The following is a 16,072-nucleotide window of genomic DNA, read 5'->3' as shown; positions in this document are numbered from 1 at the left end:
ATAAAATTATAGACAATTAACAGCTTAAAATTAAAGTTTGTCAATTCTCTTTAAAAACTCTGCAAGTTCTTTAGGTTTAGAACGCAATGATTCTTCAAATTGTTTTCGAATTTCATCTTTACTTTCCTTCAGATTAGCATCAAATATTTTTCTTTGCTCTTCTGTAAGACAGCTCTCTAAAGCTTTAATTCGTATTTTGTGGGATATAAGACTTAAATTTATTTCATTTGCTTCTTTTATATTCATCTTCACAAGTTATTAGATTACATAGTTAAGAAATTATTCAGATAAATACTAATATTAAAACACTAACTTTGAAACTTTAAACACAATGATTTGAAAATACTAGAAAAAGAAAAGCTTTTGCAGGACGAAAGCATAAACAAGACAGAATTTGAACAACAATGTATTTCAGTCTTGAAGATATGACAGAGTATTTACAAGAAGACTTCCCCGATCGCGCAGATATTTAAACACAACGATAGCGCGGATTTGTAATCCGTGCCCGCAACGATAAGACACAAAGCAAAAAAGCTGTAAACTTAAAATTTACAGCTTTTTTTGTCATCCTGACGGAGGAAGGATCACACTAGAAACTGCGCATCATAATTCTATAAAGTACTTCGCCAATCTTTGTCGAGTTTCATGTGTGATCCTTCGTTCCTGAGGATGACATAAAATGTGGAAAAAGCTTAGTACCTTTGCGACTTCGTGGCAAAACCACCTTTTTAGTGCTCATGCTCTCCCCCGCCCTTCATTGCCGACAATAAATAAAAAGCACCTTTTGTAACGATTTTTGTCTGCGGTTCAATCTTATCCACAAACTTAATTTCGGTAAAACCTAAATCGGTTGTTCCGGGCATTACTTCAATTGCTTTAAAATGAATTTCTTTTTCGTGAGCTTCTTCTTTTTCGCCTGCTGCGTGCTCGTGTTTTTCTTCCGCATGTGCTTCTTCCTGAACAAAAACAAAATATTTATCGGCATTTTTAACGACAGCATCTTTTGGAAGTGCCGGAACTGTAGCATTCGTAATATTAATATTGGCCGAAACATACATTCCCGGAATCAAACCTTTCGCGTCGGCTGGATCAATTTTAGCGTGTACAGCCACGGTTTTACTTTCGTTAGAAAAAGATTTATTGATTCCGAAAATCTTTCCTTTAATCGATTTATTGGACTGATTGGTAAGAACAAAATCAATTACCTGACCAATAGAAATCGATCCCAAATCTTTTTCATACACATTTAAATCCAAATGCATCTGACTGTTGTCTACCACTTCAAACAAAGAAACTCCTGTATTGGCAAAAGCGCCTTTCGCAATATTGATTTTACCTACATAGCCATTTATTGGTGCTACAATTGGAACTAAAGATGAACTTCCTTTTGCTCCAACATGCAAAGCATCTAATTTGTTTTTTGCTGCCTGAGCGCGGGCTCTTTCTGCCGCTAATTTTGCTTTTACTTCTTGAAATATCTTTCTCGGATTTACATTTTCGTCACTCAAGGTTTTCTGGCGATTGTATTCTAACTGCAGATATTCAACATTAGCCGTTGCCGACTGATATTCTTCCTGCATTTCAATCACTTCCAGATTTTGGATTGTTGCCAAAACTTTTCCTTTATTGACATAAGTGCCTTCCAAAACAAAAATATCCTTTACTGTTCCGCCAATTAAAGTCGAAACCTCAGCAGAATTTTGAGGCGGCACTGTGGTATATCCATTGGCTTTAATGACTTTGTTGAGATTTCTGTCTTCTACAATTCCTGTTTCAATGCCTACGGTTTTGTATTGCGATTCTGTTAAGGCAACTTCTGTACTTGATTTTTCTTCTTCGTGGGTTTCTTCTGCTTTCTTTTCATTGCAACTTGTTAATGTAACCGCAAGGATCGCAAAGACAAAGCGCAAGGGGCGCAAGAAAATTGAACTTTGCGTGCTTTGCGAAAAACCTTTGCTCCCGATGGCTATCGGGATTGCGGTTAAATCTACGCTACTAAATATATTTTTCATGATTAATTGTTTTTGATGGTTGGGAATTGGAGTTCGATTGCACTTTGATTATAGCTGTGTGTGGCTTCAGCATATTGTTTTTTAATATCAATCGCCTGATTTAAAAAACTGATATACGACCAATAACTCATATCGCCATTGGCATAACTTTTCTGCGATGTTTCAATAATTTGATTCGCATACTGCAAACCTTCGTTTTGATAATAAGCTAAGTTTTTCTGCTGTTTTTGGAAGTTGTTTTGTAACTCTTCCTTTTGTAAACTCAAGATCATTTTGTTTTTATCTAAAGCCAACTGCGATTGCGAAATACCAATTTCTGCTGCTTTGGCTTTCGTTGTATTTACGCCTCCAAACAACGGAATCTGTAATCCTGCCGTAAAGCCCTGAAACAAAGATTCTGTATTAATAGTTTGGGCAAAATACCCCAATCCGACTTTTGGCGTGCGCAAAGCTTTAAAAGTTCCAGCTTCTTTTTGATAGACCGAAATTTGCTGTTGATACCATTCTGTCATCAAGTTTTCTGCTTTTGAATTTTGTTCATTTTCAACAAAAACATATTGCAATGCCGTATTTTGATCGGGAACAATGTTTTCATTGGTCTGAATAAAAAACTGAAGCTGTTTTTGGTAAATCACTAAATCGTATTCTAACTGCGTTTTTTGGGTTTCAATTTCTTTGACTTTTGCTTTTGCAGAAATCACTTCGATATTCCCACTTTCCCCTGTTTTAAATCGGAGTTCGGCATTCTTTAAGAATTTGGTGTAAATATCATTCAGTTCCGAGTTTAACTTCTGAATTGAAACGCCATACAAATACTGGTAATAAGCTAATGTTACCGCTTTTTCTAATTCATAAGTTGATAACGCTTTTCTTTTTTCGGCCAATTTTGCCAATTCTTCTTGTAATTGTCTGTTGGCTTTTGTGATATTGCCTAACGGAAAAAATTGCTGTACAGAAACATTATGATCAAAATCGACACTATTGAACTGTCCGCCCTGATACTGTACCTGAAGCGGATCGGGCTGGAAAGCGGCTTTTTTGAGAACAGTTTGTTTCTCGATTTCTTTATCGGCTATTTTTAAGTCGATATTGTTTGATTTGGCAAGTTCTATAGCTTTTTCTAGGCTGATAGATTGCTGTGCAAATGTTGCTGTGCTTGCCAATAGGAATATGCTTAACCGCAATCCCGATAGCCATCGGGAGCAAAGGTCTTTCGCAAAGTTCGCAAAAGTTGTGTGTTGTGTTTTATATATTGAATTCATTTTTCTCTCTTTTAAATTTCTTAGCGTTCTTCGCGTAAATCTTTGCGAACTTTGCGGTTAAACCCACGCTCCAATAATAAATACAAAATCGGTAAAACGATTAAGGTTAATAAAGTGGCTGAGACTAAACCGCCAATTACCACGGTTGCTAGAGGTTTTTGTACTTCTGCCCCGCCGCTTGTGGATAATGCCATTGGCAAAAATCCTAATGAAGCAACTGCAGCTGTCATTAAAACGGGACGTAATCTCGTTTTGGTTCCGATAATGATTCTTTGAAACGGATCTGAAATTCCTTCCGTTTTCAATTGATTGAAATAGGAAATCAATACAATTCCGTTGAGAACCGCAATTCCGAACAGCGCGATAAATCCAATTCCTGCCGAAATACTAAACGGCATTCCTCTCAGCGAAAGCGCAAAAACGCCCCCAATCGCCGATAACGGAATCGCACTAAAAATCAACAAAGCTTGTTTGACACTTTTGAAAGTAAAATAAAGCAATACCAAAATCAGTCCTAACGCAATTGGCAAAGCAACCGAAAGTCTTTTGGAGGCTTCAATTAAGTTTTCAAACTGTCCGCCGTACGTCACATAATAGCCCGCCGGAAGTTTAAAACTTTGATCCAGTTTTGCCTGAATTTCTTCCACCACACTTTTAATATCTCTTCCGCGGACATTTAAACCAACAGTGATTCTTCGTTTTCCGTCTTCGCGGATGACCTGTACCGGGCCTTGCTCGTAATCTACAGAAGCCACTTGAGAAAGCGGTACTTGCTGACCATTTGGAAGCGGAATAAACAAATTGCTAACGTCGGTAATATCAGCGCGATTGTTTTCATCCATTCGCACTACAACATCAAATCGTTTGCTTTCATCATAGATTTTTCCGGCACTTTCTCCGGCAAATGAAGAACGGATAATTTGATTGATATCAGAAATATTCAATCCGTAAAGCGCGATTTTATCGTAATCGTATTTTACTGTAATCTGTGGCAAACCTGTGACTTTATCGGCTTTCAAATCTCCGATGCCATCGATTCCTTTTATTTTTGAAATTAGCTCTGTGGCTTTAGCATCCAGAATTTCCAAATCATCCCCAAAAATCTTAATTGCAATATCAGATCGGCTTCCGGTCATTAATTCGTTAAATCGCATTTGGATTGGTTGCGAAATCTCAATATTGGCTCCTGGAATTACCTCCATTTCTTCTTTCATGGCATTCGCCAATTCTTCCCAATTATGGTATTTGCCTTTCCATTCTTTTTTGTCTTTGAGAACAATAATCAAATCCCCGCTTTCAATTGGCATCGGATCGGTTGGGATTTCGCCGCTTCCTATTTTAGTGACAATCGTTTTGATTTCTGGGAATTTCGCTTTTAAAATCTGCTCGTATTTGGTAGTGGTTTCGACCATCTGCGTAAGCGAACTTCCTGTCATAATAGTCGCGTTGATCGCCAAATCGCCTTCTTCGATGGTTGGAATAAACTCGCCTCCCATATTTTGGAAAATGATAAAAGCGAAAGCAAATAATGCAACTGCTATAGAAAGAACCACTTTTTTAAATTCCAAAGCTTTTTTCAATAACGGCGTATAACGGCTTTCAAGCCACGCAATCATTCGATCGCTAAAGTTTTCTTTGTGTTCTGTTTTTTTGGAAAGAAACAAAGCACTCATCATTGGAATATAAGTCAGAGAAAGAATAAAAGCGCCAATAATGGCAAATCCAACTGTCATCGCCATCGGTTTAAACATTTTTCCTTCTGTTCCAATTAAAGCCAAAATCGGCAGATATACAATTAGAATAATAATTTCTCCAAAAGCGGCACTATTTCTAATTTTTGAAGCCGAGTTATAGACTTCATCGTCCATCTCTTCCTGAGTCAGTTCTTTTTTATTTTTGATTTTCTGTAGATGATGCATCGTGGCTTCTACAATAATCACGGCGCCATCGACTATGATCCCGAAATCTATTGCTCCGAGACTCATTAGATTGCCGCTTACGCCAAAGGCATTCATTAAAATAACAGCAAACAGCATCGCCAGCGGAATAACAGAAGCAACAATTAATCCAGCGCGAAGGTTTCCTAAAAATAGGATCAAAACAAAAATGACAATCAATGCTCCTTCTAAAAGATTTTTTGCCACCGTTTTGATCGAATTGTCAACCAATTTTCCTCTATCAATAAAGGCTTCGGCAACAACACCTTCTGGAAGGCTTTTGTTTATTTGTTCCATTTTTTCGTGCACTCTTTTTACAACAGCGCTGGAATTTTCTCCTTTCAGCATTAAAACCATTCCAGAAACGATTTCTCCTTTTCCGTCTTTGGTAGAAGCGCCGTAACGCAATGCAACGCCCTCACGAACCTGTGCCACATTCCGAACCAAAACGGGAGAACCGTTTCTATTTTTTACTACGACATTTTCAAGATCCTTTACACCTTTTGCCATTCCGACACCGCGGATAAAATAGGTATATTGATCTTTCTCAATATAAGCACCACCTGTATTTTGGTTATTTTTTTCTAAAGCATCAAAAATTTCGGTTATGGTGACTCCCAAACTGTTCAGCATATTTGGGTTTACGGCGATTTCGTATTGTTTTAGTTTTCCGCCCCACGTACTTACATCGGCAATACCGCGGATTCCCTGTAATTGCGGAATAATAATCCAATCTTGAATCGTTCTTAATTCGACCGCACTGTATTTGTTTTCATAGCCTTTTTTGGCATAAACATCATATTGGTAAATTTCGCCCAAACCAGTTGTAATAGGCGCTAATTCAGGAGAATTCACATAATCTGGAATGTTTTCTTCGGCTTGTTTTAAGCGTTGGAAAATCTGCTCGCGAGCCCAGTAAATATCAACATCGTCTTCAAAAACGACGGTTACAACCGATAATCCAAAACGCGAAATACTGCGAAGTTCAATAATATCTGGAACTGTTTTTACAGCACGTTCCAGTGGATACGTAATTAACTGTTCCACTTCCTGACTTGCCAAAGTTGGCGCAGTAGTAATAATCTGAACCTGATTATTGGTTACATCTGGAAGAGCATCAAGTGGTAATTTTTTAAGCGAATAGCTTCCCCAAGCTATTAAAACGAGGGTAAATAATAGTATAACGAATTTGTTTCGTATACTAAATTGAATGATTTTATCTAGCATTTGAAATATATAATGACATGAGAAATGAGACAAGAATTTGTCTTATAAATTTGTGGAAAGTCCACAGCTCTCTAGCCCGAAACGAATCAGGCAATCATTATGCTATTTGAGGGGGCTGCCAAATACTTCCGTAGAAATCGGAAATAAAAACAGATTGGTAAGTTGGTAAAGGAATTGAAATAAGATTGTAAGGCGCAGGAAACTCAAAGTTTACAGGAGTCTGATAACTTAAAACCTGAGCACCACAACAATTGCAAGCACAAAATGGCGAACACAAATCATTGTCTTTATCATGCGAATGATTGTCTTCTGAGGCAAACTGTGCTGTTTTATGCATAGCACTGTTCACTTCCATATCTGCGCAAGGCATATTTGAAAGTGCCATCAAATAAATTGACATTACAATTGCTATCCATTTCATGAGTGTAAAAATAATAATTTATTGTTTCCCTTTTCAAAAAAAACATAATCAACTGATTGTTAACTACATTTCTTAAAATTTTAGACGCAACAAAAGAATTTTTAGTTAACTTTAACACTAATTACCACATATTCTACACTCCAAAAAAGTAAAAGACAAGCCGAAATTCCTTCAGAATACATTAGTACATCATTATTTCAAGCAGTTTTATTTAACAATTAAACACTCTAGTCAATGAAATGTAATAAACTAATATCAGCCTTTTTCTTATTATTTAGTGTTCCTTTTTTTGGTCAGGTCTACACCGACAAAATCGTAGGAGAAAAAAATCAGCAATTAAAAGACAGTTTAAAAATAGAAGAATATCCATACGCACTGCCTATCTGGGGAGAAAAAGTGGCTCAAAAGGGCTACAAACTTCCTTACTCTGCCGGATTATCCATCAATTATTTTTGGCAGGATTCTCAAATCAATATCAGTAATTTGGAAGTCGGTTTTAATAACAGTCCAATGTTTAATCTGGACGAGATCGTTCGTTTTGATAAATCTTCTGTCGAAGCGGGCGCTCTTACTATTCGACCTGATATATGGTTACTGCCTTTTTTAAATATTTATGGAATCTTTGGCAAAGCCAACACCGCAACCAAAATTAACGCTGGAATCTGGGTTCCTGACGCTGACAATAATTGGTCTCAGGTCGCTTCTTTCAGTACAAAAGCTAATTTTAATGCCACTACTTTTGGTTTGGGTATGACACCGACAATTGGAATTGGCGGCGGCTGGCTGGCACTCGACATGAATATGGCATGGACGGATATTAGTTCGTTGGATAAACCTGCTTTTTCCTATGTTTTTGGGCCAAGATTAGGTAAAACCTTTAAATTTCATAAAAAAGATCAAAACATTGCGGTTTGGGTTGGCGGTTTTAGGGTTCATATTTCTGGAGATACCAACGGAAACATTCCTTTATCAGACATTTTTGACCTCAGCAATGCCCAGCAAAAAGTAGACGACGGTTTGGCAAAAGTGAACGAAAACCAAACTAATGTTGACAATTGGTGGAATGGTTTAACTCCTGCACAACAAGCAAATCCAATAAATAAAGCAAAACATGAAACGGCAAATCGTGCGTTAGACCGAGCCGGAACTTTTTTAACGCATTTAGATGGGGCATTAAGTACAGCTGATAATTCGACGGTGCAATATTCTTTACAAAAAGCTCCGAAAGATATGTGGAACTTTATCATGGGAACACAGTATCAATACAATAAACATATCATGTTTCGATTTGAAGCTGGTTTCTTGGGCAGTCGTACACAGTTTTTAGGAGGTCTCCAATATCGCTTTGGACTTTAAACCCATTTTTATGAAAAAAGGTTTATTCATACTTCTCGCCTTCTTTTGTATGAGTGAGGCGAAATCTCAGGTTTTAATATCCCTGATTTTTGGAGACAAACTCAATTCGCCTTTTTTAGAATTTGGTCTGGAAGGCGGACTTAATCTTTCGGATATTTCGAATCTGGAAAGTTCTGGAATGAATCCGGGGTTTAATCTCGGTTTTTACTTTGATATCCGATCCAAAAAAAATCCCGCTTGGATGATTAATACCGGAGTTATTGTTAAATCTCCAATGGGTGCAAGACATATTCCTGTTTATTCTTTAGAAGATGAAAATCTTGATACTACTTTTGAAGGTGGTACTGTGAACAGAGAAATTCGATATTTTAATGTTCCGATTTTAATAAAATATCAATTCAAAAATAGAATTTATCTTAAAACAGGCCCGCAATTAGGACTTTTGGCTTCTGCTTTTGATGAGTTTACAAATGAAATCAATAAAAATGATGTTACGTACAAGAAAAAAATAAGGGACGAAATTCGTGTGATTGATGCCGGAATTGCTCTTGGAACAGGTTATCATATGAACGTTGGCAACGGTTTAAATATTACTATTCAATATTACTACGGATTAGTTCCTGTTATGAAAGGAGATGGCCCAAATGTCTATAATAGATCTTTGTACTTAACTGCCGGAATTCCTATTGGAAAAGGAAAAGCAGCACAAAAAAGAGCTGAAAAAGAAGCTGAAATAAATAAAGTTATTCTGCCTGAAGATGAAAAATAAAATAGTTTGTGCTATATACTTTCGATCTATTTGTAAACACATAGAAACATAGATTTTTGTTTTTACAAAAGAGAACAAGAAAGAAACTAGTTTCTAACACATAGCTCTATGTATATTAATGCAAGTGAAACGCCTTTTAGACAAAGAAAATCTATGTTTCTATGTGTTTAAAAAATAAAATTCTCTAAGCAGTTTCCTGATTTATTCCTTTTAAAAATTCAAGGATTTCTTCTGTCTTCAAAATAAAATCTGGTGAGGCATGCAAAATTGCATTATTCGGCATAAAAGACATTTCTGCTGAAAGCGGATTTTGTACTACGGTTGTTCCTCCTGCTTGCTTAATAGCTTTTATTCCAACGGTTCCATCAGAGTTAGATCCGGATAATAAAATCCCAATTAATTCTGAGCCATATATCTCCGCAGCCGATTCGAAAGAAACGTCTATGCTTGGTCTGCTGTAATTTATTTTCTCTGAAGTGTCCAACGAAAGGGTTTCGTCTTTTTCAAACAGCAAATGATAGTTGGAAGGTGCAATATAGATGAATCCGGTCTTCAACTTTACTTTATCTTCAACTTCTTTTACATCAACTTTAGATTTTAAAGCAATTAAGTCTTCTAAGGTTTGTTCGTCTGAGTTTTTTCTGTGCACCACAATTACAATGGCAAAAGAAATAGGGCTTTCTATAAAAGGCAAAATATTTAATAATGCCTGTAAACTTCCTGCAGAACCTCCAATGATAACTACTTTACAATGTTTTATTATTTTATTTTCCTCCATATTTTCTCTTTATCAAACTGTTTGTATTTGGTTGGAGAGATAGAATACTTTATTGTTTCTTTTGTTCCAAGTGCTATAAAACCAAGCATGGCCAGACTATCATCAAAAAGATTTATAACTCTTTTCTGTAGATTATTATCAAAATAAATTAGGACATTGCGACACATAATAAGATCAAACTCATTAAAAGAAGTATCTGAAACCAGATTATGCTGTGAGAAAACCATTTTTTCAGAAAGGCTTTCGTTGAATTTGGCAAAACCATAATTGGCAATGTAATAATCGGAGAAATCTTCCTGCCCGCCGGAATCACGGTAATTATCGGCGTAATCCTTTATCATTCTTAATGGAAAAATACCACTTTTTGCCGTTTCTAAAACAGTGGCATTGATATCTGTTGCATACAATATCGATTTATGCAGCAATCCTAATTCTTTAAGCATGATGGCCATCGAATAGACTTCTTCGCCTGTAGAACATCCGGCATGCCAGATTCTGATAAAAGGTTTGGTTCCCAACAAGGGCAGAATTTCTTTTCGAAGCGTGAGATAAAAAGACGGATCACGGAACATTTCTGTCACGTTTACCGTAATCTCATCAATCATTCTTTTGCAATACTCCTCGTCTGTTCTGACTTTTGATAAAAACTCATGAAAATGCTTAAAACCATCTAAATAGAAAACCCTATTTACGCGCCTTTTAAGTGAAGCTCTGGAATAGCTTCCAAAATCAAAACCATAATATTCGTAAACTTCATTTATAAGCGTTTCTAGTTCAATATCTTCAATCATAATTCATTTAAATTTCTCCCAGGATTTGAAGTAATTTATCAACATCTACGGGTTTTGAGATGTATGCATCTGCTCCAGCCTCTAAACATTTTTCTCTATCTCCTGTCATTGCCTGCGCCGTTACGGCAACGACAAATGTATTCTCTTGTGACGGAATCGCCTTTATAAGCGGAATGGCTTCATAACCGTCCATTTCCGGCATCATCATATCCATTAAAACAGCATCAATCGAACTGTCATTTTTTAATATTTTTAAAGCCTCTTCTGCACTTAAACAAGATAAACACTCAAAAGATCTAGCCTTTAAAGTGTTTACTAATGCAAAGATATTTCTGGAATCATCATCCACAATCAATACCTTTTTCTTTTCCATTTACAGTATTTTTAAAGATTAGATTTTATCGTATAACCAAACTCGAAGCAATGATAACAACTGATCGACATCTACCGGTTTCGTAATGTAATCTGAAGCTCCCGCTTTAATACATTTTTCCCTGTCTCCTGTCATTGCTTTGGCTGTTACGGCAATTACTGCTAAGTTAAGGAATTTAGGATTAGCTCTTATCTTTTCAGCAGTTTCGTAACCGTCCATGTTTGGCATCATCATATCTAATAATACAACATCTGTATCTGGGTTTTCTTCCAGAATTTTAATCGCCTCTTTACCGTCAAATGCAGTAATAACATTCATTTTAAACGCTTCTAAAGCTTTAGAAAGCGAATAAATATTACGAACGTCATCATCCACAATCAATACTTTTTTCTCAAATAAAATATTATTTAAAGAATTCAGTTTTTTAGTACTCTCTTTTTTACCGTTTCCTTCTTTTTTGTTTTCTACCAAATGAAGGAAAAGCGAAACCTCATCGAGCATTCTTTGGTATGAATGTGCGGTTTTTACAATAATAGAATCGGCATATTTTTTAATCTTCAATTCTTCTTTAATAGACAAACTTTTTCCTGTAAATACGATTACCGGAAGATTTTCTAATCCCGGACTTTTCTTTACGCCATCCAGAATTTCGTAAGCTTGTTTGTCCGGAATTCCCATGTCAAGAATTACACAGTCTACATCCTTATCTGTCAGAACAGATAATCCTTCTGAAACATCGCTTTTTATTTCTGAATTGATATTATACGTTTCCAGAAAATAAGCCAGTGCTTTGGCATGCTGTGGATTATCTTCAATAATTAAAACCTTTTGAGATTCTTTATTGATAATGTGTTCGATACGTTTAAAAACATCCGGAATTTTATCGAACGCAACTGGTTTGTCTAAGAAATCTACAGCTCCTTTTAACAAACTTTCCTGTTTCAGTTTATGCGAAGACATAATGTGCACCGAAATATGCTTGGTATGTGTATGATTTTTTAATTCTTCTAAAACCTGCCAGCCACTTTTAACCGGAAGTTCGATATCCAGTAAAATTCCGATTGGTCTGTAAATCAGGGCAAAATTCAGGGCATAATCTCCTCTTACAGCTACTACTCCTTTGTATCCCTTTTTCTGCGTAAAAGCCAGTAATGATTTTGCGAAATTGATATCGTCTTCTACAATCAGAATCACTTTATCGCCTTCTACAATAGAATCACGGTCGTCTTCAATTTCTGCAGGAATTACTTCACTGATGTATTTTGGTCTTGCATCTTCGTTTTCAATTTCAACTTCAATTTCTTCGGCATGCGGAATTTTATTGACTGAAACTTTATTGATAGCAAATCCTAAAACAGGAAGACATAAAGTAAAAGTACTTCCTTCGTTTACTTTGCTATGCAGGATGATTTCTCCTCTTAATAGTTTAGCTAGTTCACGACTAATTGACAATCCCAAACCAGTTCCGCCATATTTACGTTTCGTTGAACCATCGGCCTGTTGGAAAGCTTCAAAAATTAATGGCTGTTTTTCAACCGGAATTCCGATTCCCGTATCTTTTACAATAAAACAGATTATTTTATCATCGTCTGTATCTACTTTGATTTCAAGGGAAACCGTTCCTTTTTCTGTAAATTTAATAGCGTTTGAAATCAGGTTTTTCAGAATTTGCTCCAAACGCATTTTATCTGTTTTAATGACAATTGGAGCATCTTTAGCAATGATTTCAAAGTTGATTCCTTTTTCTTTTGCCACTAAATAAAACAAATTATGCAGGTTGTCGGTAATTTCTTTAGTTGAAACATCCAGGAATTCCAGATCCATTTTACCGGCTTCAATCTTAGACAAATCAAGGATTTCATCAATTAATCCCAATAAACTGTTTCCTGAACTCTGAATTACTTTTGCAAACTCAATTTCTTCATTGTTCATGTTTTTGTTGTTGTTTTCAGACAACAAACGGCTCAATAATAAAATCGAATTTAACGGTGTTCTTAATTCGTGCGACATATTCGCCAAAAACTCTGATTTGTAACGTGTTGTTAATTCAAGAGCTTCTGATTTTTTCTGAATTTCAGTATTTTTTTCTTCTAATAAAACACTTCTTTCTGAAAGTTCTTCGTTGGTTTGTTCTAATTCTTCCTGCTGTACGCGAAGTTCTTCTTCAGATGCCTGTAATTTTTCGGTTTGCGCTTCCAATTCTGCATTGATGGCTTCCAGTTCGCTATGCTGAATTTGAAGCTCTTCTGACTGTGATTTGGTTTCTTCCAGCAATTCCATCACTCGTTTACGATTTTGAGTTGCTTTTAAAGCAATTCCGATATTATTGGAAACTATGTTTAAGAACTCCAGTTGCAATACAGAGAAACCATAAATACTAGCTAATTCTACAGCACCTTCTACTTTGAAATCTGTTAACGGAAGTGCCACAACATGGGTTGGTTTAATTTCACCCAAAGCATAATTGATCTGAATATCGTCTGGAGAAAGTGATTTTAATTCCAGCATTTTTCCGGAAACAATAGACTGTCCAATAAGTCCTTCTCCTTTTTTGATTCTTTCTCTGTTTTTGCTCGGTATATAACTATATCCTCCGGTAACAGTAAGTTCTTCGCCATCTATAACATATAAAACCCCAGCACTGCTGTTGGTGTATTGACACAAAAATTCGATGACATCTTTTGCCAGTTTCTGAATCGTTTTTTCGCCCAGCATTTTATCATTTAAAGATGCAACACCTGTCTGGAGCCATTCTTTTTGAGATAAAAGTTCAAAAGAGGTTTTTAAAGAATCCCTCATTTCATGAATCGATTCTCCTAAAGTTCCTAGTGTATCGGCTTTTCGGTCATCAATCTGAACATCGTAATTGCCTTTTGAAATTTGGATGGCAATTCCACCGATAACTTCTAATCTTTCTGCAATTTCTTTGTCTTTTCTTTCAAGCTCACGTTGTAATGCTGATCTTTCATTGTAATCTTTGAGAATTCTAATCAGGAACACAATCGAAATAATAAACGCAATAAAGAAAGCGATAATAATCAGAATTAAACTGTAAGTTCCATAACGTTCTGAATTGGCATTGCGTTCTTCTAAAAGTTTCTGCTCTGTATTTTCGACTTTTTTGATGATTGCCTTTATCTCATTCATCATATTTCGGCCTTCATTCAAATCAAAAATCAACGTTTCTTTGCTTAAACGCTTTTTTACGATTTGATTGTTCAGGTATTTAAAGAAACCAGATCGCTTAGATCTTAGTTCATCAAGCATTTTTCTCTGAGAAGGATTATCTGATGTAAGTTCATCCAGTTTATCAAAATAATTATTCGATTTGGCTTCAGAATCATTAAAACGATCTACGAACTGTTCATCGCCTGTAAGCAGATACCCTCGCATGCTGGTTTGAGCTTCAGTGATAATTGCCGAACCTTCGTTTAAATTATAAATTACATCCTGGGTATGGTTTACCCAAAAATTACTGCTTAGTAAACTTTTAATACTAATAAAAGAAGCAACAGAACTAATAGTGAGTACAAGTAAGGAAACGAGTGAGCTAATTAGTAAATTTCTTTTAAAATTACCATTCATATATTTCTAAATTATTTTGATTCGTATTTCAAAGGAAGCACAATAATAAAGCTTGCGCCCTTTCCTACTTCACTTTTTGCAGTTATTAATCCGTTGTGTTTTTCTATAATTTTTTTAGCAATTGCCAGTCCAATTCCGGTTCCTTCGTAAGTCTGGCGATCGTTTAGGCTTTGAAAGATAATAAAAATTCTGTCTAAATAAATTTCGTCAAAGCCAATTCCGTTATCTTTTACCATAATTCTGCAAAAACTGCCTTCCGGCGAAGTAGGGCTATCAAAAGATTTCTCCACAATGATTTCAGAAGTGATTTCGATTTCCGGTTTCTGTTGACTTCCCGAAAATTTAAGCGCGTTTCCAATTAGATTTTGAAAAACCTGACGCATCTGACTCGGAATACTGTCTACTGTTGGAAGTTCGTTAGTTTTAATTACTGCATTTTTATTTTCAATTAGATAATCAAAATCTGAAAGTACTTCTTGCAAAACCACATTTAAATCGGTTTTCTCCGGTTTTACCTGAGCCGAAAGTCTGGAATAAGCCAAAAGATCAGTGATTAAAGTCTGCATTCTTTCTGCCGATTTTATCGTTCGATTGACATAATCGACCGCCTTATCATCGGTTTTTAAATACAAGTCTTTTATAATCTTGATGAAAATCTGAATCTTACGAATCGGTTCGTTCAAATCGTGCGAAACCACCCAGGAAAACTGCTGTAGTTCATGATTTCGAAATTCTAATTCTTCGTTTTTCTGAACCAGTTCTTTGGTTCTTTCTGCAATTTTGATTTCGAGATTGTCCTGTGCTTCTTTTCTAATTTTGATTTCTTTAGAAAGCAGGTCTTTCATTATTTTGAGCTCGTTCTGTTGCTCGTAGATTTTAATGAAGGTTTTGACTTTTAAAATCAACAAATCAGAATCGACCGGTTTTGTAATGTATTCTACAGCACCCGTTTCATAACCTTTAAAGATATATTTCTTCTCTGTATTAAGTGCCGAAAGAAATATAACCGGAATATCTTTGGTGCGCTGATTACCAGAAAGGATTTTAACGACTTCAAAACCGTCAAGTCCCGGCATCTGAACGTCCATTATAATCAGGCAATAATCTGTTTTTAGAATTTTCTTTAGAGCTTCTTCACCAGATTCGGCACTATCGACATCGATATTATGCAGTTCTAATGTCTTCTTTAAGGCAATAATATTGGCCCTTATATCGTCTACAATTAATACCATGCCGTGTTGAAGCTAAATCTGTTGTAAGTCAAAACTGTTGAATTTAAATTATTATAAAAATTTTCTTATTTTTTTATGAAATTACAGAAGTAACTCTTAAAAACTATGCGGAAATTCTCAAATGTATAAAAAAATAACCGGGGGCATTTTTATCTAAATCAAAAATAGTTACAAAATTCCCACCTTTAATTGTCTTTTTTAGGTTAAATAATGACTTTGTAAAACATTAAAAAATTCGTGTTATTTTAAAATTTTGCAGAAACAAAAGTATTTTCATACAAAATCATTTATTGAGGTAAACAAAATTTCTTTTAAGGCAAGCCAAATTG

The 16,072-nt window shown here is 35.6% G+C and carries 12 protein-coding genes; 2 read left to right on the top strand and 10 right to left on the bottom strand.

What is annotated here, in order from left to right; all coding sequences use genetic code 11:
* Window positions 1-30 precede the first annotated feature (30 nt).
* The 5 genes from P2W65_RS15260 to P2W65_RS15240 form a co-directional block, all read right to left on the bottom strand.
* The gene (locus tag P2W65_RS15260) at window positions 31-246 is read right to left on the bottom strand and encodes a hypothetical protein (protein ID WP_289658737.1); all 216 of its coding nucleotides are present in this window, start codon (window positions 244-246) and stop codon (window positions 31-33) included.
* A gap of 482 nt (window positions 247-728) precedes the next feature.
* Window positions 729-2,012, bottom strand: a complete 1,284-nt coding sequence (locus tag P2W65_RS15255; protein ID WP_289658734.1) for an efflux RND transporter periplasmic adaptor subunit — start codon at window positions 2,010-2,012, stop codon at window positions 729-731.
* 2 nt (window positions 2,013-2,014) lie between these two features.
* The gene (locus P2W65_RS15250; RefSeq protein WP_289658732.1) at window positions 2,015-3,274 is read right to left on the bottom strand and encodes a TolC family protein; all 1,260 of its coding nucleotides are present in this window, start codon (window positions 3,272-3,274) and stop codon (window positions 2,015-2,017) included.
* 20 nt (window positions 3,275-3,294) lie between these two features.
* A complete protein-coding gene (locus P2W65_RS15245; RefSeq protein ID WP_289658730.1) occupies window positions 3,295-6,438 on the bottom strand; it encodes an efflux RND transporter permease subunit in 3,144 nt (1,047 codons plus the stop codon).
* Window positions 6,439-6,535: 97 nt separating this feature from the next.
* Window positions 6,536-6,859: a DUF6660 family protein gene (locus P2W65_RS15240; RefSeq protein ID WP_289658728.1), complete on the bottom strand. Its 324-nt coding sequence runs from the start codon at window positions 6,857-6,859 to the stop codon at window positions 6,536-6,538.
* A gap of 234 nt (window positions 6,860-7,093) precedes the next feature.
* Between P2W65_RS15240 and P2W65_RS15235 the strand changes: the two genes are divergently transcribed.
* Entirely contained in the window at window positions 7,094-8,215 is a 1,122-nt protein-coding gene (locus P2W65_RS15235; protein WP_289658727.1) for a hypothetical protein, read from the top strand.
* A gap of 10 nt (window positions 8,216-8,225) precedes the next feature.
* Entirely contained in the window at window positions 8,226-8,984 is a 759-nt protein-coding gene (locus tag P2W65_RS15230) for a porin family protein (RefSeq protein WP_289658725.1), read from the top strand.
* Between the two features lie 184 nt (window positions 8,985-9,168).
* Here P2W65_RS15230 and P2W65_RS15225 read toward each other — a convergent pair whose 3' ends face one another.
* From P2W65_RS15225 to P2W65_RS15205, 5 genes are read right to left on the bottom strand one after another with little or no spacing between them, the layout of a single operon-like run.
* Window positions 9,169-9,762, bottom strand: coding sequence for a chemotaxis protein CheB (locus P2W65_RS15225; RefSeq protein ID WP_289658723.1), 594 nt, complete (start codon window positions 9,760-9,762; stop codon window positions 9,169-9,171).
* On the bottom strand, window positions 9,744-10,553 hold the full coding sequence (locus tag P2W65_RS15220; protein ID WP_179003455.1) for a CheR family methyltransferase: 810 nt from the start codon (window positions 10,551-10,553) through the stop codon (window positions 9,744-9,746). The genes P2W65_RS15225 and P2W65_RS15220 overlap by 19 nt, the downstream gene beginning before the upstream one ends.
* 7 nt (window positions 10,554-10,560) lie before the next feature.
* Window positions 10,561-10,926, bottom strand: a complete 366-nt coding sequence (locus P2W65_RS15215; RefSeq protein WP_109192962.1) for a response regulator — start codon at window positions 10,924-10,926, stop codon at window positions 10,561-10,563.
* Window positions 10,927-10,944: 18 nt separating this feature from the next.
* A complete protein-coding gene (locus P2W65_RS15210; protein WP_289658717.1) occupies window positions 10,945-14,511 on the bottom strand; it encodes a response regulator in 3,567 nt (1,188 codons plus the stop codon).
* 11 nt (window positions 14,512-14,522) lie between these two features.
* Entirely contained in the window at window positions 14,523-15,743 is a 1,221-nt protein-coding gene (locus P2W65_RS15205) for a hybrid sensor histidine kinase/response regulator (RefSeq protein WP_289658715.1), read from the bottom strand.
* Window positions 15,744-16,072: the final 329 nt, after the last annotated feature.

It is taken from the genome of Flavobacterium panacagri (assembly GCF_030378165.1).
Taxonomy (GTDB): Bacteria; Bacteroidota; Bacteroidia; order Flavobacteriales; family Flavobacteriaceae; genus Flavobacterium; species Flavobacterium panacagri.
Note: the sequence above shows the minus strand (reverse complement) of the source record. Positions and strands in the feature narration are given on the sequence as shown.

Coding starts and splice junctions, on each gene's coding strand:
- P2W65_RS15235 (WP_289658727.1), top strand. CDS start 7,094: ATGAAATGTAATAAACTAATATCAGCCTTTTTCTTATTATTTAGTGTT.
- P2W65_RS15245 (WP_289658730.1), bottom strand. CDS start 6,438: ATGCTAGATAAAATCATTCAATTTAGTATACGAAACAAATTCGTTATA.
- P2W65_RS15255 (WP_289658734.1), bottom strand. CDS start 2,012: ATGAAAAATATATTTAGTAGCGTAGATTTAACCGCAATCCCGATAGCC.
- P2W65_RS15250 (WP_289658732.1), bottom strand. CDS start 3,274: ATGAATTCAATATATAAAACACAACACACAACTTTTGCGAACTTTGCG.
- P2W65_RS15240 (WP_289658728.1), bottom strand. CDS start 6,859: ATGAAATGGATAGCAATTGTAATGTCAATTTATTTGATGGCACTTTCA.
- P2W65_RS15215 (WP_109192962.1), bottom strand. CDS start 10,926: ATGGAAAAGAAAAAGGTATTGATTGTGGATGATGATTCCAGAAATATC.
- P2W65_RS15225 (WP_289658723.1), bottom strand. CDS start 9,762: ATGGAGGAAAATAAAATAATAAAACATTGTAAAGTAGTTATCATTGGA.
- P2W65_RS15260 (WP_289658737.1), bottom strand. CDS start 246: ATGAATATAAAAGAAGCAAATGAAATAAATTTAAGTCTTATATCCCAC.
- P2W65_RS15230 (WP_289658725.1), top strand. CDS start 8,226: ATGAAAAAAGGTTTATTCATACTTCTCGCCTTCTTTTGTATGAGTGAG.
- P2W65_RS15220 (WP_179003455.1), bottom strand. CDS start 10,553: ATGATTGAAGATATTGAACTAGAAACGCTTATAAATGAAGTTTACGAA.
- P2W65_RS15210 (WP_289658717.1), bottom strand. CDS start 14,511: ATGAATGGTAATTTTAAAAGAAATTTACTAATTAGCTCACTCGTTTCC.
- P2W65_RS15205 (WP_289658715.1), bottom strand. CDS start 15,743: ATGGTATTAATTGTAGACGATATAAGGGCCAATATTATTGCCTTAAAG.